This is a genomic window from Aequorivita lipolytica, assembly GCF_007997135.1.
GTDB classification, from domain to species: Bacteria; Bacteroidota; Bacteroidia; order Flavobacteriales; family Flavobacteriaceae; genus Aequorivita; species Aequorivita lipolytica.
The window spans coordinates 65,748-91,238 of the sequence record NZ_VORU01000010.1; the positions used below are offsets into that span (position 1 = coordinate 65,748).

23 protein-coding genes are annotated in these 25,491 nt (G+C 37.5%); 17 read left to right on the plus strand and 6 right to left on the minus strand.

Annotation, left to right across the window (positions count from 1 at the left end):
* Nucleotides 1-42: 42 nt before the first annotated feature.
* Both ESV24_RS11610 and ESV24_RS11615 read left to right on the plus strand, forming a co-directional pair.
* A complete protein-coding gene (locus tag ESV24_RS11610; RefSeq protein WP_111816656.1) occupies nt 43-3,333 on the plus strand; it encodes an amidohydrolase family protein in 3,291 nt (1,096 codons plus the stop codon).
* Between the two features lie 297 nt (nt 3,334-3,630).
* Nucleotides 3,631-4,293: an ATP-binding cassette domain-containing protein gene (locus ESV24_RS11615; protein WP_111816654.1), complete on the plus strand. Its 663-nt coding sequence runs from the start codon at nt 3,631-3,633 to the stop codon at nt 4,291-4,293.
* Between the two features lie 51 nt (nt 4,294-4,344).
* Here ESV24_RS11615 and ESV24_RS11620 read toward each other — a convergent pair whose 3' ends face one another.
* Complete coding sequence (locus ESV24_RS11620; RefSeq protein WP_235004046.1) at nt 4,345-4,977, minus strand: fasciclin domain-containing protein; 633 nt, start codon at nt 4,975-4,977, stop codon at nt 4,345-4,347.
* Between the two features lie 209 nt (nt 4,978-5,186).
* Here ESV24_RS11620 and ESV24_RS11625 point away from each other — a divergent pair, with 209 nt between their 5' ends.
* Nucleotides 5,187-5,564 (plus strand): LysM peptidoglycan-binding domain-containing protein, encoded by a 378-nt coding sequence (locus ESV24_RS11625; protein ID WP_111816653.1) that lies wholly within the window; start codon nt 5,187-5,189, stop codon nt 5,562-5,564.
* A 66-nt stretch (nt 5,565-5,630) separates the two neighbouring features.
* On the opposite strand, the gene ESV24_RS11630 is transcribed toward ESV24_RS11625, so the two are convergent.
* The 3 genes from ESV24_RS11630 to ESV24_RS11640 form a co-directional block, all read right to left on the minus strand.
* Complete coding sequence (locus ESV24_RS11630; protein WP_111816652.1) at nt 5,631-7,094, minus strand: magnesium chelatase; 1,464 nt, start codon at nt 7,092-7,094, stop codon at nt 5,631-5,633.
* A gap of 83 nt (nt 7,095-7,177) precedes the next feature.
* Nucleotides 7,178-7,495: a four helix bundle protein gene (locus ESV24_RS11635; RefSeq protein ID WP_111816651.1), complete on the minus strand. Its 318-nt coding sequence runs from the start codon at nt 7,493-7,495 to the stop codon at nt 7,178-7,180.
* A 68-nt stretch (nt 7,496-7,563) separates the two neighbouring features.
* On the minus strand, nt 7,564-8,685 hold the full coding sequence (locus ESV24_RS11640; RefSeq protein ID WP_111816650.1) for a vWA domain-containing protein: 1,122 nt from the start codon (nt 8,683-8,685) through the stop codon (nt 7,564-7,566).
* A gap of 220 nt (nt 8,686-8,905) precedes the next feature.
* Between ESV24_RS11640 and ESV24_RS11645 the strand changes: the two genes are divergently transcribed.
* From ESV24_RS11645 to ESV24_RS11655, 3 genes are all read left to right on the plus strand, one after another.
* Complete coding sequence (locus ESV24_RS11645; protein ID WP_111816649.1) at nt 8,906-9,568, plus strand: hypothetical protein; 663 nt, start codon at nt 8,906-8,908, stop codon at nt 9,566-9,568.
* 12 nt (nt 9,569-9,580) lie between these two features.
* Nucleotides 9,581-10,108 (plus strand): PRC-barrel domain-containing protein, encoded by a 528-nt coding sequence (locus ESV24_RS11650; RefSeq protein WP_111816648.1) that lies wholly within the window; start codon nt 9,581-9,583, stop codon nt 10,106-10,108.
* A gap of 215 nt (nt 10,109-10,323) precedes the next feature.
* Nucleotides 10,324-12,264, plus strand: coding sequence for a S9 family peptidase (locus ESV24_RS11655; protein WP_111816647.1), 1,941 nt, complete (start codon nt 10,324-10,326; stop codon nt 12,262-12,264).
* A 7-nt stretch (nt 12,265-12,271) separates the two neighbouring features.
* On the opposite strand, the gene ESV24_RS11660 is transcribed toward ESV24_RS11655, so the two are convergent.
* Nucleotides 12,272-13,237: an App1 family protein phosphatidate phosphatase gene (locus tag ESV24_RS11660; RefSeq protein WP_111816646.1), complete on the minus strand. Its 966-nt coding sequence runs from the start codon at nt 13,235-13,237 to the stop codon at nt 12,272-12,274.
* Between the two features lie 65 nt (nt 13,238-13,302).
* Between ESV24_RS11660 and ESV24_RS11665 the strand changes: the two genes are divergently transcribed.
* From ESV24_RS11665 to ESV24_RS11675, 3 genes are all read left to right on the plus strand, one after another.
* On the plus strand, nt 13,303-14,205 hold the full coding sequence (locus ESV24_RS11665; protein ID WP_111816644.1) for a diacylglycerol/lipid kinase family protein: 903 nt from the start codon (nt 13,303-13,305) through the stop codon (nt 14,203-14,205).
* A gap of 9 nt (nt 14,206-14,214) precedes the next feature.
* Complete coding sequence (locus tag ESV24_RS11670) at nt 14,215-15,429, plus strand: bifunctional alpha/beta hydrolase/OsmC family protein (protein WP_111816642.1); 1,215 nt, start codon at nt 14,215-14,217, stop codon at nt 15,427-15,429.
* Nucleotides 15,430-15,569: 140 nt separating this feature from the next.
* Nucleotides 15,570-16,166: a superoxide dismutase family protein gene (locus ESV24_RS11675; protein WP_111816640.1), complete on the plus strand. Its 597-nt coding sequence runs from the start codon at nt 15,570-15,572 to the stop codon at nt 16,164-16,166.
* A gap of 168 nt (nt 16,167-16,334) precedes the next feature.
* On the opposite strand, the gene lpdA is transcribed toward ESV24_RS11675, so the two are convergent.
* Nucleotides 16,335-17,738, minus strand: coding sequence for a dihydrolipoyl dehydrogenase (lpdA, locus tag ESV24_RS11680; RefSeq protein WP_111816639.1), 1,404 nt, complete (start codon nt 17,736-17,738; stop codon nt 16,335-16,337).
* Between the two features lie 151 nt (nt 17,739-17,889).
* Here lpdA and ESV24_RS11685 point away from each other — a divergent pair, with 151 nt between their 5' ends.
* The 8 genes from ESV24_RS11685 to ESV24_RS11720 all read left to right on the plus strand — a co-directional run bounded on the left by ESV24_RS11685 (nt 17,890) and on the right by ESV24_RS11720 (nt 25,490).
* Entirely contained in the window at nt 17,890-19,089 is a 1,200-nt protein-coding gene (locus tag ESV24_RS11685) for an aminotransferase class I/II-fold pyridoxal phosphate-dependent enzyme (protein WP_111816707.1), read from the plus strand.
* A gap of 112 nt (nt 19,090-19,201) precedes the next feature.
* On the plus strand, nt 19,202-20,695 hold the full coding sequence (nhaC, locus tag ESV24_RS11690) for a Na+/H+ antiporter NhaC (RefSeq protein ID WP_111816637.1): 1,494 nt from the start codon (nt 19,202-19,204) through the stop codon (nt 20,693-20,695).
* Between the two features lie 153 nt (nt 20,696-20,848).
* Nucleotides 20,849-21,484 (plus strand): peroxiredoxin, encoded by a 636-nt coding sequence (locus ESV24_RS11695; protein ID WP_111816635.1) that lies wholly within the window; start codon nt 20,849-20,851, stop codon nt 21,482-21,484.
* 2 nt (nt 21,485-21,486) lie between these two features.
* Nucleotides 21,487-21,801: a thioredoxin family protein gene (locus ESV24_RS11700; protein WP_111816633.1), complete on the plus strand. Its 315-nt coding sequence runs from the start codon at nt 21,487-21,489 to the stop codon at nt 21,799-21,801.
* Nucleotides 21,782-22,030, plus strand: coding sequence for a DUF6952 family protein (locus ESV24_RS11705; protein ID WP_111816631.1), 249 nt, complete (start codon nt 21,782-21,784; stop codon nt 22,028-22,030). The genes ESV24_RS11700 and ESV24_RS11705 overlap by 20 nt, the downstream gene beginning before the upstream one ends.
* 143 nt (nt 22,031-22,173) lie before the next feature.
* Nucleotides 22,174-22,674 (plus strand): thiol peroxidase, encoded by a 501-nt coding sequence (tpx, locus tag ESV24_RS11710; protein ID WP_111816629.1) that lies wholly within the window; start codon nt 22,174-22,176, stop codon nt 22,672-22,674.
* Complete coding sequence (locus tag ESV24_RS11715) at nt 22,674-23,033, plus strand: diacylglycerol kinase (RefSeq protein ID WP_111816627.1); 360 nt, start codon at nt 22,674-22,676, stop codon at nt 23,031-23,033. Before tpx ends, ESV24_RS11715 begins: the two co-directional genes overlap by 1 nt.
* Nucleotides 23,034-23,126: 93 nt before the next feature.
* On the plus strand, nt 23,127-25,490 hold the full coding sequence (locus ESV24_RS11720; protein WP_111816625.1) for an FtsK/SpoIIIE family DNA translocase: 2,364 nt from the start codon (nt 23,127-23,129) through the stop codon (nt 25,488-25,490).
* The last annotated feature ends 1 nt before the right edge of the window (nt 25,491 follow it).

Consider the following 25,491-nt stretch of genomic DNA (forward strand, 5'->3'; position numbering starts at 1 on the left):
ATTCACATACATTAATGATATAAATATCGAAACTAGCCAAATATGAAAATACTGTCAACACTAGTCCTTTTAACTTTTACACTCACACTCACAGCCCAAAAAAAAGAAAAGAAAGACAAAGAAAAAGAAGAACCAAAATGGGAAGTAGCCAATCCCGGAAAAGATTTTAATTATAAAACCTATTCCTTCACCACAAACGAAGGCACTTGGATGAATCTGGATGTGAGTCCCGATGGGAAAACTATTGCTTTTGATATGCTGGGCGATATATATACAATGCCTATTTCGGGCGGAACGGCTAAAGCAATCAGAGTGGGAATTCCTTTTGAAGTTCAACCAAGATTCAGTCCGGATGGTACAAAAATTTCATTTACAAGTGATGCGGGCGGTGGCGACAATATTTGGGTTATGAACGCAGATGGCAGCGATGCAAAACAAGTCACCAAAGAAGAATTTAGACTGTTGAACAACGCCGTTTGGAGTGCTGACGGGAATTATTTGATTTCACGAAAACATTTTTCTTCAGAACGAAGCTTGGGTGCTGGCGAAATTTGGCAATATCATAAATCTGGCGGAACAGGCCTGCAACTAACCAAACGTAAAAATGATCAACAGGATGTAAACGAGCCCTTTGTTTCCCCGGATGGAAAATATCTTTATTACAGCGAAGATATGTATCCAGGCGGTAATTTTCAATACAACAAAGACCCCAACGACCAAATTTATGTGATAAAACGATATGAGTTTGAAACCGGAAAAACCGAAACAATAACAGGTGGGCCAGGCGGTGCTGCAAGACCTACAATTTCACCGAACGGTAAAAAATTGGCTTTCATAAAAAGGGTTCGCACCAAAAGTGTTCTTTATATTCAAAATTTGGAAACTGGCGAAGAATGGCCCATTTACGACCAATTGAACAAAGACCAACAGGAAGCTTGGGCCCTTTTTGGAGTTTACCCTAATTTTAGTTGGATGCCAAATAATAGCGAAATAGTTTTTTGGAGCGGCGGAAAAATCAATAAGATTGATGTGAATTCATTGAACGTTACCAACATTCCATTTACAGCAAATGTGAATATAGATTTAGCTGAAACCGTTCATTTCAACAATAAAATTGAGACCGAAACTTTTACGCCAAAAATGATTCGGCACGCGATTACTTCGCCCGATGGGACGTATATTGTTTTCAGTGCGTTAGGGCATTTGTACAAAAAGACCATCCCCAATGGCGAACCGCAACGACTCACTAATAGTAAAGATTTTGAATTCGAACCCACCTTTTCACCAAATGGCTCCGAAATAGTTTACGTTACTTGGAACGATTTGGAGAAAGGTGCTATTTATAAAATTCCTGCAATTGGCGGAAATCCAGTAAAACTTACTTCAGCAAAAGGAATCTTTAGAACTCCTTCCTTTTCCCCAAAAGGAACACAGATAGTTTTTAAAAAGGACAAGGGAAATACGGATCAAGGGTTTACATATACGAAAAATGACGGTATTTATATAATGAATACCGACGGGAGCAACGAGGAATTTGTTGTTGACAAAGGTGAATACCCTATGTTCAGTAAAGACGGAAAACGAATTTTTATCCAAACAGGGGGAACCTACTTTGGAGATATTGAGAAAAAACTCATTAGCGTAAATCTTGATGGAAATGATGAAAAGACGCATATTACTTCAAAGTATGCCAATAGATTAATACCAAGCCCGGACAACGAATGGATAGCCTTTACAAATCTTCACAAACTATTTGTAGCTCCTTTGGTGCTCAACGGACAAACCATCGATTTGGATAATGACAGCAAATCTGTGCCTGTTTCACAACTCGCCAAAGATGCTGGAATAAATATTCACTGGTCGCCAAACAGTCAAAAAGTAATTTGGACTTTGGGTGATGAATACTTCAGTAATGAAATAAAAAACAGATTTACTTTTTTGCCTGGTTCTCCAGAAAAAGTACCAGAAATAAATTTGGAGGGAATAAAGATCGGCCTGAAAGCAACTGTGGATAAGCCCAGCGGAAGGATTGCTTTTACCAATGCGCGTATTATAACCATGGAAAATGATAAGGTAATCGAAAATGGAACCATCGTCATTAACGGCAATAAAATAGAAACTGTTGGCGAAGCCGATAAAGTTTCTGTTCCCGCAGGAACAAAAGTTTATTCCGCAGAAGGAAAAACCATTATGCCAGGAATGGTTGACGCGCATGCACATGTTGGTGCTTTCAGATACGGATTGCCAACGCAGCAATATTGGCCTTTTATGGCGAATTTGGCTTTCGGAGTTACGACATCGCACGATCCTTCGGCAAATACTGAAACTGTTTTTACGCTTTCTGAACTTCAAAAAAGTGGTGGATTGGTTGGTCCAAGATTGTTTTCAACAGGATTCATTCTTTACGGTGCCGATGGCGATTTTAAAGCGGTTATAAATAATTTGGAAGATGCCAGAAGCAGTATCCGCCGTACAAAAGCCTTTGGGGCAAAAAGTGTTAAAAGCTACAACCAGCCAAGACGGGACCAACGCCAACAAGTGTTGCAGGCTGCTCGTGAACTAGGCATCAATGTAGTTCCCGAGGGCGGTTCTACTTTCTATCATAATTTAACGATGGTTATTGATGGGCACACGGGCGTAGAACATAACATTCCCGTGGCTCCAGTTTATAAAGATGTACTTGAAGTTTGGGGCAAAAGTGGAACTGGCTATACTCCTACTTTGATTGTGAATTACGGAGGCATGAACGGTGAATTTTATTATTACGAACGTGATAATGTATGGGAAATTGAAAAGCTGCTTACTTTCAGCCCACGCAGTATTATTGACAGCAGATCACGCCACAGAGTAAAATCTCCTCAGGAAGCATACAAAAATGGACATATTTTAGTTTCCGAAACCGCAAAAACTTTAAGCGATGCTGGTGTAAAAGTAAATATGGGAGCCCATGGCCAATTACAAGGTTTAGGCGCACACTGGGAAACCTGGATGTTACAGCAAGGTGGGATGAGTAATTTGGAAGCTTTAAAAGCTGCTACAATTAATTCAGCGGAATATATTGGCGCTGGGCAAGATATTGGCTCATTGAAAGAGGGAAAACTGGCCGATTTAATCGTCATGGAAAAAAATCCTTTGGAAAATATTGAGAATACCCAATCCATACAAATGGTGATGATTAACGGCAGATTGTATGATACCGAAACAATGAATGAAATAGGAAACAACCCAAAAGAGCGACTGCCATTTTTCTGGGAAATGGATAAATACAACCAGGCCTTTCCTTGGCATCAAGAAACGCACGGTTTTATGGACGGTGGTTGCAGTTGTCATTAATTTAAAATTAAATGTACCGAGCTTATTGGCAATTTTATAAGACTATTTTTCCTTTTATTGCGGCGTTTTCAGTAGCTTGTATTGCGGTTGGGGGATTGTTTTGGGCATTTTTACTTTTCGTAGTTATTGGTCCATTAATTGGAATTTTAGGTTTTAGATTTTTTTACCAGGATCAATTTTATTTTTATTACAACTTAGGAATCACCAATTCAAAATTAATGAGTGTTTCTTTTCTTATGAATTTACTATTGGGAATTCCAATCTTCGGAATTATAATTTTAATCATACATTTTTTCCTTGGCAATTTTACAATTACATAGCGCAGCAAAAAGCTTTGGAAACAAAGTTGTGATTGAAAAAGTTTCATTCACTTTAAATACCGGTGAAATCTTAGGAGTTTTCGGCAGAAATGGTTGTGGAAAATCTACGCTGCTGAAAATGCTCTTTGGTACAGAAAAGTCTAATTTTATTAGGGTTTCGATTAATGAAGAACGTTTTGATCCGAAACAAAATATAAAAAATCAACAAATTGCTTATCTGCCGCAACATCCATTTTTACCAAAAAATATCAAAGTCCGTGATGTAATTCCAATATATTTCGAAGAAGAAAAAAAGCAAGATGCCATTTTTTACGATTCTATGATTTCCCAGATTGCCGCCAAAAAAGTAGGAGAACTATCAATGGGACAGCTGCGTTATTTGGAAGTGTTGCTCATCGGTAATCTAAGTCATCCCTTCATAATGCTTGACGAACCATTTTCAATGATCGAACCTTTATATAAAATTGAAATCAAAAAATTTCTCAATAAACTGAAAAATGATAAAGGAATTATAACAACCGATCATTATTACGAAGACGTTCTAGCCATAACTACAAAAAATTTATTGCTTAAGGACGGTGAAAGTTACGTTGTTCAAAGCAGGGATGATCTGAGATCTCTTGAATATCTAAAATCATGACATAAAAAAAGCCCCATTTCTGGAGCTTTCAAATTTATTCAAATTAATGAATTACATAGTTGGCATTAGCACTTTGTCAATAACGTGTACTATCCCATTTGATGCATCCATATCAGCACTTGTTACAGTAGCTGTATTTCCTTTTGCATCTTTAATCATTACTTTACCACCTTTTTCAGATAAAGTTAAAACTTCACCATTTAAAGTAGTAACATCTAGTTTGTTGTTAGCTGCTTTAATGTTAGCCAAAACATCAGTTGCATTCATTTTTCCTTGAAGCACGTGATATTTAAGCAAACCTTGTAATTGCTCTTTATTTTCTGGTTTCATTAAATTATCCATCGTTGCCTTTGCTACTTTGTTGAAAGCCTCATTAGTAGGAGCAAAAACTGTGTACGTACCTTCAGATTTAAATGTTTGAGCCAAATCTGCAGCTTGAAGCGCACTAACCAAAGTTGACAATTCTGCATTACCCATCGCTTTTGCAGCAATTGAGTTGGCTTCCATTTCAGCCATATTTGCAGTGTTCATTTCTTCAACTTTCATTAAAGAATCTTTTTCGCGTTCCATACGCATTTCTTCAGCTTGTGCTTGTGCTTCAGCTTCTTTCTTTTTTGAGTCCTCACAGCTAGCAAAAAGCATTGCTACAACTGCTAGAGACATTAAAATTGTTTTTAGTTTCATAATAGTTTTCGTTGATTTATATCTTTGCACCAAAGGTATTCTAAGTGCAATGAATTTTTTATGAATTGTAATTAATCTTTAGTTAAATTTTTGGTAAATTTCATAAGGGTTTACTATGAAATTAGCCTAATTATTAAATTTTTCCTAACACTAAATTATACCTACCATAAAATTGTATCTTTCAGAATTAACTTTAAAATTTTAAGAAAATGGTCAAATCAAAATATCAAAGCGTTCTGGATTTAGGTGAAAAATTAAATATTAAAAATGGTGATGTAAAGGAAGAAAACGGGCAGCTTAAATTTCACGGAACAGCCAAGAACCAATATGAGAAAAACTTGCTTTGGGATGAAATAAAAAAAGTTGGAGGAGAAAACCCAACCGATATCATGGCAGATATAAAAGTAGAAGATACTTCAGCTTTCGCACACCACACTGTAAAGAGTGGTGAGTCTTTAAGCAAAATAGCAAAGCATTATTATGGAGATGCGAATAAATACAACGTGATTTACGAAGCAAATAAGGGAAAACTGAAATCTGCAGACCTTATTCATCCAGGCGACGAATTGGTAATTCCGAATTTGTAATAGCTTTTAAAAGCTGAAAAACCGCCATCTTTTAAAGGATGGCGGTCTTTTCATTTACTGATCTTTCTATAGTCCGCTAATATAGCTTCCGTACAAATCCTTGAAATGAATCCCATTTCCTAAACTGAACTTACTCAGTTTTTTATTTTCTGCCAAGGCCCAAAGAACCACTTCTTTTAAAAAGTAGCTATCCTTTTTTGAGGTTTCGGGTTGGTATTTTTCTATTAATTGCTGCAAAGGATTAATTCGGTCCAACTCATTTTTATATTCTGCATTCGAATAGGAATCGAGCAATTCAAAATCATTTTCCTCAAAAAACCACGCTACAATCTCTGCATACGGATCAAGATCTCCATCCTTTTTAAGCTTCTCAATTTTTGGAAACCGCTCTTTGAAAGTAGTATTTACAGCATCAACGATCAACTGTTGTGCTACTTGCGAAACACCTTCCTGCTCGCCTTCGTAAACCAATTCAACCTTTCCGGTAATGGAAGGAATAATACCAATAAAATCTCCAAGTCTTACTGAGGTTTTTTCATCGTTACTATGTAGCGCACGTCTCTCGGCAGTACTCAGCAGATTTTCAAAAGCGGTAATGCTCAATCTCGCGCTCACACCACTTTTGGCATCTATAAAATCATTTTCGCGTGCCTCAAAACTTATCTGTTCCAAAATATCTTTTGCCAATTCAGATACATAAACGTTTGATTTCGCATTTGTAGCTTGTGCAGTTTCCTGTGCGGTAATAGTTCTTGCAGTTTTTATATCCTCGGGATAATGTGTTAATATTTGAGAACCAATTCTATCTTTTAGCGGCGTTACAATACTGCCACGGTTTGTATAATCCTCAGGGTTTGCAGTGAAAACAAATTGAATATCTAACGGCAAGCGTACTGCAAAACCACGAATCTGAATATCGCCTTCCTGTAAAATATTAAAAAGTGCCACTTGAATTCTTGGCTGTAAATCTGGTAATTCATTAATGACGAAAATGCAGCGATTGCTTCGCGGAATCATTCCAAAATGAATTACGCGATCATCGGCATACGTCAATTTTAAGTTTGCAGCTTTTATCGGGTCCACATCTCCTATAATATCTGCGACCGTAACATCTGGTGTTGCAAGTTTTTCTGAAAAGCGATCGTCTCGGTGAAGCCAACTAATTGGCGTGTCATCTCCATTTTCTTGTAGCAAGTTTTTTGCAAAACGGGAAATTGGATTAAAAGGATCGTCATTTACCTCACTGCCTTCCACAATGGGAATATATTCATCCAAAAGCTCAACCATTTGGCGTGCCAAGCGAGTTTTAGCTTGTCCGCGTAGCCCTAAAAGATTGATGTTGTGTTTTGAAAGAATAGCGCGTTCCAATTCTGGAATTACGGTAAGTTCGTAACCGTGAATACCTACAAAAGGCGTTTCCTTCTTCATTATTTTCTGAAGTAAATTGCGACGTAATTCTTCTTTTATTGACTTTGATTCGTATCCCGCTTTTTTAAGTTGCCCGAAGGTTTTGATTTTTTCTATATTCATAATTTAATTTTGATATGAGATAAAAGAGTAAAGATGAAAGACTATTTAAGTAATGTTTTTTGAAAACCAGATGTCATCATTTGTCATTCTGATATTTTATCTTCTAAAATTATTAACTCTTCATTATTTATATATTTTTTATAGTGCGCAATTAAAAGTTGCGTGCTCAATTCGTAAGATGATTCTAAAGAAATGTCTAGAAAATGATTAAAAGATTTATCTGTTCTTGATGAACCTTCAGAAATATTACTTGGGATAGATATTGAACAACGACTTATTTGAGAAGTTAAATTATATTGCTCTTTCTTTGGAAATATTTCTAAAATATCCGACGTGTCAAAAGCAATATTTAAAGCTTTCTGCCAAATTTTTAAATTTTTATAATTGTGCTTTATTTTCATAAAATATATTGATAAGGTTTAAAAAAGTAGATTTGTCTCTTTCTTCTTTTCTCTTTCTTCTTTATTCACTAACGCAATCGCTTTTTTCTATTCGTTTCATAATCGCTAAAAATCATTTCACCCAAACCTTTTAATCCAGTATAAAATGCCTTGCCTTTATTAGCGGCAGTAAATTCTTCAATAAACTGCATTAAGTAAGGATCTTCCGCAATCATAAAAGTTGTGATTGGAATGTGGAGTTTCCGCGCTTGAGAGGCCATTGAGTAACATTTGTTCACAATATAACTGTCTAAGCCGTTGCTGTTTTTGTAATAGCGCCCATCTGGGAGCCGCACGCAGCTAGGTTTTCCATCAGTAATCATAAAAATCTGTTTGTTTGTGTTTCGCTTTCTTCGCAGTAAATCCATTGCCAATTGAAGTCCCGCGACTGTGTTTGTGTGATACGGACCTACATTTAAATATGGCAAATCTTTAATTTTAATGGGCCAAGCATCGTTTCCGAAGACTAAAATATCCAATGTATCTTTTGGGTATCGCGTTGTGATAAATTCCGAAAGCGCCATCGCCACTTTTTTTGCTGGCGTAATTCTATCTTCCCCATAAAGAATCATACTGTGGCTAATATCTATCATTAGCACAGTGCTCATCTGGGTTTTGTACATGGTTTCTTCTACGACCAAATCGTTTTCTGCAAGTGTAAATTCTCCCAAACCGTGATTTATCTGTGCATTTTTGAAACTTTCGGTCATCGAAATTTGTTCCAAAGAATCGCCAAATCGGTAATCCCGAAACTCTCCAGACTGTTCATCTCCCCTCCCCGTTTGTTTGGTTCGATGGTTGCCGGCGCCGCTCTTTCGCAGTTTTCCGAAAATCTGCTCCAAAGCCCTCTTTCTAATTGCTCTTTCGGTTTTTTCTGTAATTGCCAAGCCACTCTTACCGTCCATCTTTATTTCTTCACGCAAATACCCTTTTGCTTTTAGGTCTTCCACAAAATCATCAAGTGTGTAATCATCAGTTGTAAGCTTATATTCTTCATCTATTTGTTTCAACCAGTCCATCGCTTCGTCGAAATCTCCAGAGGTATGTGTTATGAGTTCTTGAAAAACATCGAAAATTTTATCGAATGGTGATTGATCTTTGGGGGTGTGCTTAGTGAAGACAAATCCGCCTTTAGATTCTTTATTATTCATATTTTAAAAGTAGAACAATCCTTGTTTAAATAAAAAGAGGAAACGTTAAACTAATACCAAATTATGAGGGGAAAATTGAAGTAAATGAATCAAAGTTTAATTGTATTACGTCAATTAGCATTTATTAACATTATAGTTAACAGTTCTTTATATAGAGTGTATTGTAGTAAACTCTATATTTAGGATTATAAAAATTAATCAACCCTTAAAATTTAAAACTATGGCAGAAATTAAAATTGAAAAGAAAAAACCTATTTGGCCTTGGATTTTGGTAGTCCTAATAATTCTTGCAGCCATTTATTTCTTTTGGTTCTATAATGACCAAGATTATGACAACAACGATGATCTTTTAAACAACGACACTATTACTGAAATAGATGATCGTGATGTTTACGACAATTCAGATGAAGATTCCACCACCTTATATACTGGTACCTATGGGACCGTAGTAAAGGAAAAAGCGGTGTCTAATTATTTTACCTATATAGACAATAATCAAATGGGGCTGGATCATGAGTATACTAATGGCGCGTTAGTTCATTTAATAACTGCAGTGGAAGCAGAAGCTAAGAACCTCAATGTGGATATTGACGCTAATATTGAAAAAGCACGAGAAAATGCCTTCGAGATTACTAAAGATCCTATGTCTTTGAAGCACGCGGATAAAATTAGAGCAGCAGCTTTAGAAATTACTACTGCGCTTAAAACTATTCAACAGCAGAAATTTTCAAGCCTCTCCTCAGAAGTTGATGGGTTAAAAACTGCTGCTGAGGATATAAATCCTCAGGCTCCTACGCTTGAACAGAAGGAAGATGCTAAAAACTTTTTTGAGAAAGCGGGTAGGTTGCTTCAAAAAATGAATGAATATGAAAATAATCAATAAAAAAATACAACTATGAAAAATAAAGAAAAACATTTATACAATCTTGATGAACTATCTGATTATAAAGTTGCTAGCGGTGACGCCGATGTTCGCAACTGGGAAGTTCGCGATATCGACAATCGAGTAATTGGGAAAGTAGATAACCTTTTGGTCAACAAAAATGCAAAAAGAGTAGTCTATCTTGATGTAGAAGTGGATGAAACAATTATCGAAGCAAATCATGATCCTTATGGACACTCAGAAAATACCGAAATACGTGAATTTGTAAATAAGGATGGCGAAAATCATATAATAGTACCAGTAGGAATGGTAAATATTGATACCGAAAATGAAAACGTTCTCGTCAATGGAATAGACCATCGCACCTTTGCTGAAACCAAGCGTTATCGCAAAGGAGACGAGATAAATCGCGAGTACGAAGTTCTTGTACTAGATTCATACAATCGTGAAAATTTATCATCAGAGCAAAAAGCCTGTGATGACGACAGTTTTTATGATAGAGACGAATTTGACAGAAAGCGCTATTCGAATAGAAAATAATCTTTACTGTTTTACAAAATTGTCCCGTTCTGGATAAGTTGACACATGTTTCAACTTAATTTTAGGACGGGATAATTAGTTCCAATAATGTAAAAAACTTAAAACTACTAAAGAAAAGAAATCCAAGATTTTTCAAGAAAGAACAGATTGTGGCAAACTAAAATTTATTAGATTTGTTTTGAAAATCAACAAGATAACCGCCAAAATGCATCATTATGAAAAATTTTAGTTTAATCTGTTCCGTATTATTGCTTTTAGTTTCGTGCAAAGACAAGCCAAACGAACAAACCAAAGAAGTTGCTGAAGTGAAAACGTACTCCATCGAGCAATTTATGGGCAATGAAAACGCTTCGGCGAACGGTTTTTCTCCAGATAAATCCAAAGTCTTGGTAACAAGCAATCGATCTGGAATTTACAATATGTACAACGTTTCTGCTGAAGGTGGTGAGTTTATGCCTATCACCCAATCTGACAGTGCCTCGGTGTACGGTATTTCATATTTTCCTGATGATGATAGAATTCTTTTCAGAATGGATGGGGACGGAGATGAAATTTTTAAAATTTTTGTAAAAGACAGCAACGGAATAAAAAGGTTAACGCCAGAAAAGAATGTGCGCGCTCTCTTTCAAGGTTGGGCGAAGGATGGTAATAGTTTCTTTTACAACAGCAATGAACGCAGCCCACAAACGATGGATGTTTATGAAATGGACATCGAAACTTTTAAACCGAAACTTATTTTGAAGAATGAAGATAATATGGATTTTGGAGGAATTTCAGCAGATAAAAACTATATGCTGCTATCAAAATCCATAAATACTAATGATAGCGATCTTTACCTTCTAAACCTCAAAACGAACAAAAAGATAAAGATTAATGAAAGCTTAAGCAATAATTCGCCCCAGGATTTTTCACCCGATGGCGAGTCGTTTTACTACACAACAGATGACAATTCTGAATTCAGCTATTTAATGAAATACAACATCGGAAACGGAACCAAGGAAAAGGTTTTAGAAAAAGATTGGGACATTAACGCCTTCTACTTTACGCACAACGGAAAATACCAAGTGCTTTTTAGCAATGAAGACGCCAAAACAAAGATGTATGTTACCGAAGTTGCAACAGGAAAGGAATTGAACTTTCCGGAAATTGACGGACAAGCAATAAATGCCGCAAGTTTTTCAAAAGACGAAACGATGGCTTTGTTGACCGTTGGTAGCTCTCAGCTTCCCACAAATACATACTCCTATAATATTGCCTCTGGAAAATATAACAAACTTACTGATGTTTTGAATGAAGAAATAAATCCTGACGATTTAGTGGAAGCAACAGTGGTTAGATTCAAATCTTTTGATGGTTTGGAAATTCCAGCAATATACTACCAGCCAAAGCAGGCAAATGTAGATAATAAGGCTCCGGCACTTGTTTGGGTTCACGGTGGTCCGGGTGGCCAATCAAGACAGGGTTTTAGTTCTTTAATCCAATATTTGGTAAATCATGGGTATGCAATCTTGGCTGTTAATAACCGTGGTAGCAGTGGTTACGGAAAAAGTTTTTACCAAATGGATGACCAAAACCACGGTGATAAAGATTTGAAAGATTGTATAGCCGGTAAAGATTGGTTGGCGAGCCAGGATAATATTGATAAGGATAAAATAGGAATTATCGGTGGCTCTTACGGAGGTTATATGACTATGGCGGCATTAACTTATGCGCCGGAAGAATTTGAGGTAGGTGTGAATATTTTTGGTGTTACAAACTGGATAAGAACTTTAAATAGCATTCCACCCTGGTGGGAATCTTTCAAAGATGCGCTATACACAGAAATGGGCAATCCAAATACGGCAGATTCAGTTCGCTTAAAGGAAATTTCACCCTTATTCCATACCGAAAATGTAACCAAACCTTTAATGGTGCTGCAAGGCGCGCAAGACCCAAGGGTACTTAAAATCGAATCTGATGAAATCGTGGAAGGTGTTAAAAAGAATGGTGTTCCAGTGGAATATGTAGTTTTTGAAGATGAAGGTCACGGTTTTGTAAAAAAGGAAAATGAAATTGAAGCCTATGGAAAGATTCTGAAATTTTTGGACCAATATTTAAAAGGTGAAGAACAAACCAAAATGGATAGTGGCAGCAAAGAATCAATAAAAGGGAAGTAATAAGAATTTACAAAATTCCTATTCTTTTAGAGTGCGCAGTAGCCTCTTCGCTTTTGGAGAAATAACAAGTTGCAACGTTCATGGATTCTATGTTTTTTAATACTGTTACGGTTTTAGATTTTTTCTTTTTCGAGGTTTGCCTAATGTAGATGGCTTTAATACTTTTTGGAAAAATTTTTACGACCCGTTCATAAAGGAACGGATCTTTTTGTGAATCGTCACCCAGCAAAACATATTCAAGTTTTGGATAAAACATAATGATATCCTTTATTTTTTCGAATTTATGATCGTGGCTTCCCCTGCCGGTAAAAAGAAAATCTGAGATTCCCGTTTTTATCTTTTTCAGTTTTATTACGGCTTTCGGTAATTCATGAAGTCGCGCAAAAGAATCTATAAATTCATAAAGATTCCACTCGCTGCTCGAGACGTAGAAAAATGAATTGGAAGCCGTTTCATTCTCCTGCCCCGCTCTGCTCAAAGCTTGATAATAGGGCACTACATCTTCAAAAATTTTGCGTTTATTGATATTTTTGAAAAGAAGAATATAGAGTTTTTTAAAAAAATTTCCACTGTGAGAAACTAAAAAGGTATCATCAATATCTGAAATAACCCCCACTTTACTTTCAAAAGGTTTTAATACTTCAGAATTCTCAATTATACCGTAATCATAAATTTTACAACTTACTTCGTATGAATGCCAGCCGCTTTCAAGTTTTTCTGAATAGGGAATTGTAAACCGAAAATAGCCATCACTCAAAGTTTTTGTCTTTACCTCAACATTTCTAAACTTCAACTTTACCTCTACATTTTCCAAAGGTTTTATACGGAACATATGGATTACGGAAACGGCATGACGAATCCCCTTGCGGTCCAATCTGTATTTATCTGGCGCCCAGGATTTAAAGACGTGGCCAAAAACCACTAATTCTTCATCGTTTACATAGCCACGGTAAAGGTTTAAATCTAGTTTCACTTATTGAGATTTTGTTAACGGTTTAGCATTTCCAAATTACTTAAATTTAAAAACAATCTATACTAATGAATTCAGAAAATAATATTTTGCTTGTAGTCAACCCTATCTCAGGCGATTCCGAGAAATCCACGATAATAACTCCAATAATAGCAGAGGCCGAAAACAGAAATTTCAATTTAAAAATCTACGAAACCAGTGGTGAAAAGGACAAAGAGGCAATTGATTCCATAATAAAAGATATAAAGCCATCAAGGATCTTGGTGGCAGGAGGCGACGGAACAATTTCGTTAGTGGCACAATGTATTTTGGGTACCGAAATCTGCTTGGGAATAATTCCCGCGGGTTCGGCCAACGGAATTGCGGTAAATTTTAATCTCCCACAAACGCTTCCCGAACAAATTGAAATTGCGCTGTCTGACTGTACAATGAATATTGATGCGCTCTATATAAACGACCACCTTTGTTTGCACATTGCCGATTTAGGCATTAATGCAGAACTGATTAAAAACTACGAAACATTTGGGGTTCGTGGTAAATTGGGATATTTTTTACAGTCCATTCCCACGATACTTAATTCAGATTCACCCTATCACTTTTCAATTGAAACAAAGGACGGAGTTGTGGAGGATTCAGGTATTTTGCTGGCAATAGCCAATGCAAATAAATTTGGAACTGGAGCCACAATCAATCCAAGCGGAAAAATGAATGACGGAAAGTTTGAAGTTTTAATATTTAAAAATTTAGATTTCATCGAAATTTTTAAAACCATGGGCGATCAACCTGATATGTCTTCAGATTTTGTACATTCTATTTCTACCGATAATGCTATAATTCGTTCCACGACAAAAATACCTTTTCAAATTGATGGAGAATTTATTGGTGAAATAAATGAAGTGACCGTTTCTGTAGCCAGAGAAAAATTATTGGTTGCATTGCCCGAAAAATTCTGTAAATTACATTTAAGCTAAACCGAAACCATGAATATCCATAAAGTTTCTTTTACCAATAAAGACGAAGAACAGCTTGCGGGGCGTCTAGAGCTTCCCGTTAGCCAAAAGCCACATAACTTTGTTATTTTCGCACACTGTTTTACCTGTACTAAAAACCTGACTGCTGTTAAAAATGTTGGCCGTGCACTTACCGATGCCGGCTTTGGAGTTCTCCGTTTTGATTTTACAGGTTTGGGTGAAAGCGAAGGCGATTTTGAAAATACCAATTTTTCAGGAAATGTAGACGATCTTGTTGAGGCTGCAAATTTTTTAGAAAAAAATTATATGGCTCCTACTCTCATTATTGGCCATTCCTTGGGCGGAGCTGCAGCCATTTTCGCAGCATCAAAAATTCCATCAATTAAAACCGTGGCGGTAATCAATTCTCCCAGTCACCCTTCCCACGTTATGCATCTGTTGAAGGATAGCGCCCAAGAAATTACTAAAAATGGAAAAGCAAAAGTAAATTTGGGCGGAATTGATTTCACCATTAAAAAGCAGTTTTTGGATGATCTTGAAAATAAATCGCTAATCAATACTGTAAAAAATCTTAAAAAGGCGCTTTTAATTTTACATTCCCCGCAGGATAAAATCGTGGGAATTAAAAACGCCGAAGAAATCTATCTGGCCGCCCATCATCCCAAAAGCTTTGTTTCCTTGGACGGTGTGGACCACATGCTTACTAGAAAAGAAGATTCAAACTATGTAGGTCAAGTAATTGCAGGTTGGGCAGCGCGGTATGTTGATATTCCGGTAGCGGAAGAAATTAAAAGCAAGAGCAAAGTAGCCGCAAGTTTAAATAACGATGAAAAATTCACGACCCGTTTAAAGTTGGGCGACCATTATTTAATTGCAGATGAACCTACGGACTTTGGAGGAAACAACTTTGGCCCCTCACCATACGAATTTCTATCCGCCGGACTCGCCGCTTGCACCGTAATGACCATCCAAATGTATGCTCGAAGGAAAAAATGGGATGTAGGTAATGTGACATGTCATATAAATTATTTAAAAGATCACGCAATTGATTGTGAGCATTGCGAAGAGGATTCAGCAAAAATAGACACCTTTACCCGTGAAATAAATCTAACGGCAAACCTTTCCGAAGAACAGAAAAAAAAGATACTTGTAATTGCAGACAAATGTCCAGTCCACAAAACCTTGCACAGCCAGACTCAAGTAATTACAAAACTCGTGGATTAATTTGAAAATTGTAGTAGTGTAAACTATACGTAATTATAAAATGCTAAGATTTGTTTAAAATTTTGATTCCGACGAATTGAAATCATACCTTTAAGAATCTTAAAAGATGTAACCAACATTAATAATTAAAAATTTTCCAAATGAAAAAATTAGGAATATTAATTGCGGCCCTTGCAATAACTGTATTTGTGGGTTGTAAAAACGAAAAAAAAGATATGGATGAAATGGACGGAATGAATGATTCCATCCTAATGGATTCCTCCGCAGACCAAATGAAGGAAGCAGCAAAAACACTTTCTGTCGCAATGGAATCAAAGAGCGGAAGTTCCGCACAAGGCGAAGCTTATTTTAGCGAAGAAAACGGAACCGTAACAATGGATGCTAAGTTTTTCGGTCTAAAACCAGGTACCCACGCAATACATCTTCATGAAAAGGCAGATTGTAGTGCGGCTGATGGAACATCTGCAGGCGGCCATTGGAATCCAACCCTTCAAAAACACGGCAAATGGGGCGATACCGAAGGCTATCACAAAGGCGATATTGGCAACTTTGAAGTCGATGCTGACGGAAATGGAGCTATATCCATGCAAACTGATGAGTGGTGCATAGGTTGCGGTGATGAAAATAAAGATATTACAGGAAAATCCGTAATAGTCCACGAAGGCCAAGACGATTTTGTTTCCCAGCCAAGTGGCGATGCAGGAAGCAGAGTTGCCTGCGGTGGAATTATTGAATAATCTACACTAAAATTTTTATAAAGCCATCCTAAAATAAGGATGGCTTTTTTATTATTTGTTGCCTAGAGTGAAATAGAATGAAATTCTGTCAACATATTCCAGGCCCGACAACTAAAAACAAAAAGTCCCGCAAGCGCGAGACTTTTTAATATACTGTTAGGCTATATTTTACATATGCAAAGCTCGGTCATCCGTTGCAGCGAGTGCCGCTTCTTTTACAGCCTCTGCATAGGTAGGATGCGCGTGGCTCATTCTGGCAATATCTTCTGCGCTAGCGCGGAATTCCATCGCTACAACAGCCTCGGCGATTAAGTCGGCTACTCTTGCACCAACCATATGTACTCCCAAAACCTCATCCGTTTTTTTATCGGAAAGAATTTTTACAAAGCCATCTGTATCTCCGCTGGCACGACTTCTTCCCAAAGCACGCATTGGAAACTGACCGCTTTTGTATTCTACTTTTGCATCTTTAAGTTGCTCTTCGGTTTTTCCAACCGAAGCAACTTCAGGCCAAGTGTAAACCACGCCCGGAATTAGGTTATAATCAATATGTGGTTTTTGTCCGGCTATTATTTCAGCAACCAAAACGCCTTCTTCCGAAGCCTTGTGCGCTAGCATTGCACCGCGAACTACATCGCCAATGGCGTAAATGTTTTTAATGTTTGTTTGAAGATGATCGTTAACATCAATCATTCCGCGCTCGGTGATTTTTACACCTGCGTTTTCAGCTTTCAAACCATCAGTATACGGTTTTCTTCCTACGGAAACTAAGCAATAGTCACCTTTGAAAGTAACTTCTTTATCATTTTTATCAGTAGCAGTTACGGTCACTTCTTTACCTTTTTTGGAAACTGCGGAAACTTTATGGGAAAGGTAAAATTTCACACCTTGTTTCTTCATCACCTTCAACAATTCCTTGCTTTGTGCGGAATCCATGGTTGGGATAATTCTATCCATATATTCCACTACGGAAACTTCAGAACCCAAACGGTTATATACTTGCCCCAATTCTAAACCAATTACTCCACCGCCAATAACAACAAGGTGCTTGGGGATTTCCTTCAAGCTCAATGCTTCAGTTGAAGTGATAACCCGGTCTTTGTCCAATTTTATAAAAGGAAGCGTTGCAGGTTTGCTACCCGTAGCAATAATAGTATTTGTAGCTTCAATGGTTTCTTTTTTCTTGCCGTTGGTGATTTCAATATGGGTTGCATCTTTAAAAGCGCCCATTCCGGTGAAAACTTCAATTTTATTTTTATCCATCAAAAACGCAATTCCCTTTGTGGTTTGGTCCACAACCGAAGCTTTGCGCTCAATCATTTTTTTGAAATTCAGCTTTATTTCCCCAGGAATTTCAATGCCGTGCTCCTCAAAATGCTTCATGGCTTCTTCATAATGATGCGAAGAATCCAACAATGCCTTGCTGGGAATACAACCCACGTTTAGGCAGGTTCCGCCCAAGACATCATATTTTTCAATGATTGCGGTTTTCATACCCAATTGGGCACAACGGATAGCGGCAACATAACCACCGGGACCCGACCCAATTACTGCTACATCATATTTTGACATTTTCTATAATTTTTAAATGAAGTTGCAAAGGTAAAGATTTTTGATTTTAGAAGTACGATTGACGATTGACGATTTTTCAAAATAACCTTCACTTCAATTGGGTATGCCTTTTAATTTTCGGAAATTTGCATCTCTTAAAAACAACACAACCATGGCTTTTAAACCCGCAGACAAAATTCAGGATTTACAGTACTTCGGCGAATTTGGAGGGGTTAATCCTTCCATTTCAGATTCTTCAACCTATACATTTCTTTCGGCAAAAACGATGTTCGATACTTTTGAAGGAAACGCAGATGGCTGTTATCTTTACTCTCGCCACTCCACCCCTTCCAATCTTTATTTGGGGCAAGCTTTGGCGGCGATGGAAGGCACTGAGACCGCGAACGTTGCCGCAAGCGGAATGGGTGCTATTACTCCAGCAATTTTACAATTGTGTAAAGCGGGCGATCACATAGTTTCTAGCCGTACTATTTACGGAGGAACGTATGCTTTTCTGAAAAATTTCGCACCGCGTTTAAATATTGAAACTTCATTTGTAGATATTACGAAGCTTGATAAAGTTGAAGCCTCAATTACTGAAAACACAAAAATTATCTACTGTGAAACCGTAAGCAACCCACTTTTGGAAATTGCCGATATTGAAGCACTTTCAAAAATTGCAAAAAAGCACGGCTTACAATTATTGGTGGATAATACATTTTCGCCCTTGAGTATTTCTCCAGCGGAAATGGGAGCAGATGTTGTGCTTCACAGCTTAACGAAATTCATAAACGGAAGCAGCGATACCATGGGTGGCGTAACTTGTGGCACACAGGAATTTATTGATAGCCTTCGAAGTGTAAACGATGGCGCTAATATGCTTCTCGGGCCAGCGATGGACAGTTTACGTGCGGCTTCTATTTTGAAAAATCTTAGAACGCTTCACATTCGCATAAAGCAGCACAGTGAAAACGCAATGTATTTAGCTGAAAAATTTCAGGCCGATGGTCTAAAAACGGTTTATCCGGGACTGAAATCGCATACGGGCCACGAACTTTTCAAAAAAATGATGAATGAGGAATATGGCTTTGGGGGCATGTTGACGATTGACGTTGGCGGTATTGATAAAGCCAACGAATTGATGGAAATGATGCAGGAACGAAATCTTGGTTATTTGGCGGTTAGTTTGGGCTTTTATAAAACCCTTTTTAGTGCGCCAGGCTCTTCCACTTCTTCAGAAATTCCTGAGGATGAGCAAAAGCAAATGGGGCTTAACGATGGCTTGATTCGATTTTCAATAGGTTTGGATAATGATATTGCCCGTACTTACCAGATGATGCGGGAATGTATGGTTAAGGTTGGTATACTGTAATTAACCTTACAAAATAATATTTCTCAAAGGGAACAGTAAGTCTGTTCCCTTTTTTAATTTGCATAGCTTTTCACAAAATCGTAACATTACATTCCATTCTTAAAAACTTCCTATGCAAAGTCAAGATATTAAACCCAACGATCCCAAAGACGATCAAGTAGTAGAAAATGTAGAATTGAATATTTGGGAAGCGTTGATACCTGTGGTGGCGCTAATTTTAATGCTCTTCTACAATGTTTTTTTCGCCTTTGGTGATGATGCTTTAAGCGGAAGCAACCAGTTCATTCTTTTAATGGGTGGAGCAGTGGCAGCGATTGTGGGCTTTTTCAATAAAGTGAAATTCGACCAGATGCTAGAGGAAGTAGCGGTTAATATAAAATCTACTGCTGGAGCTATTTTAATTTTGCTAATGGTTGGTGCTTTGGCAGGAACATGGCTTATTAGCGGTATTATACCAACCATGATATATTACGGATTACAGATTTTAAATCCCACTATATTCTTAGCTTCTTGTGTAATTATTTGTGCTATTATTTCAGTAGCAACGGGAAGTAGTTGGACTACTTCAGCAACTGTGGGAATTGCGCTGATTGGTATTGCCAATGCCTTGGGCATATCAGTTGGGATGACCGCTGGAGCCATTCTTTCTGGAGCTTATTTTGGGGATAAAATTTCGCCTTTAAGTGATACAACAAACCTTGCTCCCGCTATGGCCGGTACAGATTTGTTCACTCATATTAGGTATATGCTCTACACTACCGTGCCTACTTTAATTATTACGCTTATCGTATTTATAATTATAGGATTAAACCTAGAAACGTCTGGAATCGCGGATACACATTTAATTTTGGCTGCGGTAAAAGAATCTATCAATGTTAGTCCTTGGTTATTTTTAGTTCCTATAGTAGTAATCTTTTTAATAATAAAAAAAACAGCACCTCTGATAGCTTTATTGATTGGAACATTATTAGGCGCAATAGCAGCCTTAATATTTCAACCGGATATTGTATCCTCCATTGGCGGAGGGACATCTCTTACTTTTGAAAATGGCTATAAAGGTATTATGAACGCCATAACTATTGACAGCGCCATACCCACAGAAAATGAAGCTTTAAAAGAACTATTTTCAGCTGGCGGAATGTCTGGAATGCTGAACACTATTTGGCTAATTCTCTGCGCTATGGTTTTTGGAGGAATTATGGATGCCATTGGGGCATTAGCTGCAATCAGTAAAGCTTTATTGAAATTGTTCCACACAACCTTCGGTCTTTTTGCCAGCACTGTGTTTAGCTGCTTGGCATTAAACCTTACCGCTAGTGATCAATATTTAGCTATTGTGGTTCCAGGAAAAATGTATGCAAAAGCATATAGGGATAAAGGTCTAGCTCCTGAAAATCTTTCAAGAACCCTAGAAGATTCGGGGACGGTAACTTCGGTATTGGTGCCTTGGAATACCTGCGGAGCTTATCACAGCGGTGTATTGGGTGTAGATACACTTCATTATGCAGGGTATGCGGTTTTCAATTGGCTTAGTCCTTTTATGACGCTTATCTTTGCTGCTTTCAGAATCAAAATCAGAGAGTTAAAAAGCCCCGTAAAAGAATAACTTTCTTTCATAACTTTTATTTATCGTTAAAAAATTAACCTATTGCAAAAATCTATCGATTTATAGATTAATCCATTTGGTACCTTTCCTTTATCAACAGGTAGTTTTTATCTTTGCAGTAGAAAATTATTAACTTATAAAATAAATAAAACTATGTCATTAGTAGGAAAAAAATTCCCAAACATTTCAGTCGACGCAATGAACGAAATGGGGGATACTTTTAAACTAAATGTGCTTGAAGAAGCGAAAAAAAACAACAAAAAAGTATTGCTTTTTTGGTACCCAAAAGATTTCACTTTTGTATGCCCAACTGAAATCCACTCTTTTCAAGAAGCGCTTTCAAAATTTGAAGATAGAAATACAATGGTTATAGGCGCATCTTGTGACACTCCCGAAGTTCATTTTGCGTGGTTAAACACTCCAAAAGACAACGGTGGAATTGAAGGTGTAACTTACCCCTTATTGGCAGATACCAACCGCAATCTTTCCAATGCACTGGGAATCCTTGATATTACAAACGAGCGTTACGATGAAGAAACCGGTCATCTTATGGTAGATGGTGACAATGTAACTTACCGTGCAACGTATTTGATTGATGAAGACGGAAAAATTTTCCACGAAGGTGTAAACGATATGCCATTGGGCAGAAACGTAAACGAATTCCTTAGATTAGTTGACGCATACACGCACGTTCAGGAAAAAGGTGAAGTTTGCCCAGCAAACTGGGAAGAAGGTAAAGACGCAATGAAAGCTACCCGCGAAGCTGTAGCAACTTATTTAAGAAACTAAATATGGTACTTGAGCTAAAAGACGATAGTCTGCAGCAGCTAATTTCTGAAGAAAAAAACGTGATCGTTCAATTTTCTGCAGGATGGTGTGGCAATTGCAGAGTAATGAAACCGAAGTTCAAAAAGTTGGCTTCGGAGACGGAAAATTTCAAATTCGTTCTGGTTGATGCAGAAAAATTTCCTGAAAGTAGAAAAATGGCAAATGTTGACAATTTACCAACATTTGCAACTTTCAAGAATGGTGTATTAGTAAACCAAGTGCAGACCAATAAATTTGAACTTTTAAAAGAGCTAGTAGATGAAGTTGCCAGTAATTAGACATATTCAAAAAAACAATTCCACAACACAGATTGAAAGCTGTATTGAAGTTTTGGAATCGTATAGCGAGTACAACCGTATTACGGAAGAAGAGATGGACATCATTGGCGAACTTATCACAAACCTTTGCGGTGCTGTGGAAGTACACAAAATGATTGAAGATGGAATGCCGGAGCGCGATGCTGCAAATGCATTTGCACAGAAAGTAATTGGCTCCATAGACAGATAGAAATTTAGATTCTATTTTTTCAAATCCCTTTACATTTTTTTGTAAAGGGATTTTACTTTTAAAAATCATTTCTTTAAGAAGTTGTTTGCATTCTAAGTAAACATCAATCCGTATCTTTATGCTTCATTTTAAACTACAAAATAATGGCAACTATAAAACTAGGCGGAAACAATATTGAAACCATTGGAACACTACCCAAAGTAGGAGAAACAGCTCCAGATTTCAATTTAACAGCACAAGATTTAAGTTCAAAAAAACTATCAGATTACAAAGGTTCTCGTGTAATCATGAATATTTTCCCGAGTATAGACACCAATGTTTGTGCAACATCCGTTCGTAAATTCAACGAGAAAGCAACTGGGTTGAAGAACACAAAAGTGCTTTGTATTTCCAAAGATCTTCCCTTTGCGCAAAAACGATTTGTAAGCGATGAGGAAATAAACAACGTTACCAACCTTTCTGACTTTCGTGACGGCAATTTCGGAAAAAATTACGGTGTAGAAATGTCAAGTGGTGCTTTACATGGACTCCTTTCACGCGCAGTTGTGGTTTTGGACGAAAACGGAAAAGTAATCCACAGCCAGCAAGTGCCGGATATTGGAGAGGAACCAGATTATCTTTCGGCATTAAAACCACTTTTATAATGTGGGATTCATTTTTAGGAAAGCGCCTTAAAGGATGCGGCTACGCACTTAAAGGCGCTTTGCTTTTATTACGCAACGAGGCGAGCATTCAAGTGCAGGCCGCGATTGCAGTAATCATGACTTTTGCCGGATTTTACTTTGAAATTTCTACAACAGAATGGATGTTTCAAATTTTCGCAATCGGGCTCGTGCTGAGTATTGAAGGGTTAAATACTGCCGCCGAAGAAATAGCCGATTTTGTTCATCCTGATTTTCACAATAAAATAGGTTTTATAAAGGATATTGCTGCTGGGGCTGTCTTTTTCGCAGCCATTACAGCGGTCATTATTGGTTGTATTATTTATATTCCAAAATTATAATCACACTAAAATTTATTTTGAATTTGTTTTTTGTAATTTGGAATTTTCCTCATTGATATTTGTATTTTTGCTAAAAAGACAACCGTTCTATTAATGGCCAAAAAAAAGAAACCAACCGCAAAAACCCCGCGCAAAAAAATAAACTTTTCGCTATCCAAACAACAGAGAATTCTTTTGGGTAGCTTTTTGTTTTTATTGGGGGTGGCTCTTTTGTTCTCCTTTGTTTCCTACTTTTTCACTTGGCAGGCAGATCAAAGCGAAATCGGAATGCTTGCAGAACGCGAACTACAAACAAAAAACTGGCTCAATAAATTTGGAGCTAACGTAGCGCATTTCTTTATTTATGACGGTTTTGGAGTTTCTGCGTTTATTTTTGCTTTCCTTGTGTCGCTAACAGGTGTTTACTATTTTTTTGACTATGCGAAGAAACCACTAAAGAAGTTTTGGTTTTGGGGATTGCTTTTAATGTTGTGGATTTCAGTTTTCTTTGGTTTTTTTGGAGAAAAGACAACGCTTTTCAGCGGTATTATTGGTTATGAAACTAACGACCTTATGCAGGATTATTTAGGTTTGGTTGGCGCAATGCTGGTAATGGTTTTTATTTTGATAGTCTATTTGGTAGTACGTTTAAAGCTTACCCCAGAAATGGCAATCGATGCTTTCAAAAGCTCAAAAAAGCAAATCGCATCTGAATTTGTTTCCGAGGAACAGAAAGGAAAAATAACTGTTTCCGATAGTATTTCAGAAAAGGTTGAAGAAGAGAACGAGGAGATTCCTGAGCCTCAGATTGAAGAAAGAGTTACTCCACCTCCACCTCCTCCAGTTGAAAAATTAATTCTGAAATCTGACGTGGAAGGCGATGTGGAAATGGAAGTAGAACACATTCCAGATGAAGAAGAAGAAATTGAAAATCTGAGTGATAAGTTAGTTAAAGATTATGGTGAGTTCGATCCAAGATTGGAATTAAGCAGCTATAAATTTCCAAGCATAGAATTGCTACGCGATCACACTGTGGGCGCTGGAATAACGATTGACCAAGAGGAACTCGAAGAAAACAAAAACCGAATTGTTGAAACGCTCAGCAATTATAAAATAGGCATCGCAAATATTAAAGCAACCGTTGGACCAACGGTTACGCTTTACGAAATTGTGCCCGATGCCGGAATCCGTATCTCAAAAATCAAGAATCTTGAGGACGACATTGCCCTTTCGCTTTCCGCTTTGGGTATTCGGATTATAGCTCCCATTCCAGGGCGCGGTACTATTGGTATTGAAGTGCCAAATAAAAATCCGAAAATGGTTTCTATGCGTTCAGTAATTGCTTCGGCGAAATTTCAAAATGCCGAAATGGAACTGCCCATCGCTTTTGGAAAAACCATCAGCAACGAAACCTTTGTTGTTGACCTTGCAAAAATGCCACACATGCTTATGGCCGGGGCTACCGGACAAGGAAAGTCTGTTGGTTTGAACGCTGTGCTTACTTCACTTTTATACAAAAAACATCCAGCCGAAGTAAAATTCGTTTTGGTAGATCCAAAAAAAGTGGAACTGACGCTTTTCAACAAAATTGAAAGACATTATTTGGCAAAACTGCCCGACACCGAAGAAGCTATTATCACTGATACCGCAAAGGTTATAAACACTTTGAATTCACTTTGTATTGAAATGGATGCGCGTTACGATTTGCTGAAAGATGCAATGGTTCGTAACATTAAAGAGTACAACACCAAATTTAAAAACAGGAAACTGAACCCGAATGAAGGTCACCGTTTTTTACCGTACATCGTTTTGGTAATAGACGAGTTTGCAGATTTGATTATGACTGCCGGAAAAGAAGTGGAAACACCGATAGCGCGCTTGGCACAGCTTGCCCGTGCAATTGGGATCCATTTGATTATTGCTACACAAAGACCTTCGGTAAACGTGATTACGGGTATTATAAAAGCAAACTTCCCGGCGCGAATAGCGTTTAGGGTAACTAGCAAAATTGATTCGCGTACTATTTTGGATAATTCTGGCGCAGATCAACTAATTGGTCGCGGAGATATGCTTTATACCCAAGGCAATGAATTAACACGGATTCAATGCGCTTTTGTGGATACCCCTGAGGTGGCCGATATTACGGAATTTATAGGTTCGCAAAAGGCATATCCGGACGCATATTTATTACCAGAATACGTAGGCGAGGAAGGTGGCACAACTCTTGATATTGACATAGAGGAACGCGATAAACTATTCCGTGAAGCCGCAGAAGTATTGGTAATTGCACAACAAGGCTCTGCCTCATTATTGCAGCGAAAGCTTAAATTGGGTTATAACCGCGCAGGGCGAATTATCGATCAAATGGAAGCAGCCGGTATTGTAGGGCAATTTGAGGGCAGCAAGGCAAGGCAAGTTTTGGTTCCAACAATTGATGCGTTAAACCAACTTTTAGATAACGAAACTAATGATAATTAAA

Bases quoted from the DNA above. Each gene is read 5' to 3' on its own strand.
- ESV24_RS11610 (WP_111816656.1), top strand. From the start codon at position 43: ATGAAAATACTGTCAACACTAGTCCTTTTAACTTTTACACTCACACTC.
- ESV24_RS11620 (WP_235004046.1), bottom strand. From the start codon at position 4,977: ATGAAACTAAAAACAATTTTAATGTCTCTAGCAGTTGTAGCAATGCTT.
- ESV24_RS11625 (WP_111816653.1), top strand. From the start codon at position 5,187: ATGGTCAAATCAAAATATCAAAGCGTTCTGGATTTAGGTGAAAAATTA.
- ESV24_RS11630 (WP_111816652.1), bottom strand. From the start codon at position 7,094: ATGAATATAGAAAAAATCAAAACCTTCGGGCAACTTAAAAAAGCGGGA.
- ESV24_RS11635 (WP_111816651.1), bottom strand. From the start codon at position 7,495: ATGAAAATAAAGCACAATTATAAAAATTTAAAAATTTGGCAGAAAGCT.
- ESV24_RS11640 (WP_111816650.1), bottom strand. From the start codon at position 8,685: ATGAATAATAAAGAATCTAAAGGCGGATTTGTCTTCACTAAGCACACC.
- ESV24_RS11645 (WP_111816649.1), top strand. From the start codon at position 8,906: ATGGCAGAAATTAAAATTGAAAAGAAAAAACCTATTTGGCCTTGGATT.
- ESV24_RS11650 (WP_111816648.1), top strand. From the start codon at position 9,581: ATGAAAAATAAAGAAAAACATTTATACAATCTTGATGAACTATCTGAT.
- ESV24_RS11655 (WP_111816647.1), top strand. From the start codon at position 10,324: ATGAAAAATTTTAGTTTAATCTGTTCCGTATTATTGCTTTTAGTTTCG.
- ESV24_RS11665 (WP_111816644.1), top strand. From the start codon at position 13,303: ATGAATTCAGAAAATAATATTTTGCTTGTAGTCAACCCTATCTCAGGC.
- ESV24_RS11670 (WP_111816642.1), top strand. From the start codon at position 14,215: ATGAATATCCATAAAGTTTCTTTTACCAATAAAGACGAAGAACAGCTT.
- ESV24_RS11675 (WP_111816640.1), top strand. From the start codon at position 15,570: ATGAAAAAATTAGGAATATTAATTGCGGCCCTTGCAATAACTGTATTT.
- lpdA (WP_111816639.1), bottom strand. From the start codon at position 17,738: ATGTCAAAATATGATGTAGCAGTAATTGGGTCGGGTCCCGGTGGTTAT.
- ESV24_RS11685 (WP_111816707.1), top strand. From the start codon at position 17,890: ATGGCTTTTAAACCCGCAGACAAAATTCAGGATTTACAGTACTTCGGC.
- nhaC (WP_111816637.1), top strand. From the start codon at position 19,202: ATGCAAAGTCAAGATATTAAACCCAACGATCCCAAAGACGATCAAGTA.
- ESV24_RS11695 (WP_111816635.1), top strand. From the start codon at position 20,849: ATGTCATTAGTAGGAAAAAAATTCCCAAACATTTCAGTCGACGCAATG.
- ESV24_RS11700 (WP_111816633.1), top strand. From the start codon at position 21,487: ATGGTACTTGAGCTAAAAGACGATAGTCTGCAGCAGCTAATTTCTGAA.
- ESV24_RS11705 (WP_111816631.1), top strand. From the start codon at position 21,782: ATGAAGTTGCCAGTAATTAGACATATTCAAAAAAACAATTCCACAACA.
- tpx (WP_111816629.1), top strand. From the start codon at position 22,174: ATGGCAACTATAAAACTAGGCGGAAACAATATTGAAACCATTGGAACA.
- ESV24_RS11715 (WP_111816627.1), top strand. From the start codon at position 22,674: ATGTGGGATTCATTTTTAGGAAAGCGCCTTAAAGGATGCGGCTACGCA.
- ESV24_RS11720 (WP_111816625.1), top strand. From the start codon at position 23,127: ATGGCCAAAAAAAAGAAACCAACCGCAAAAACCCCGCGCAAAAAAATA.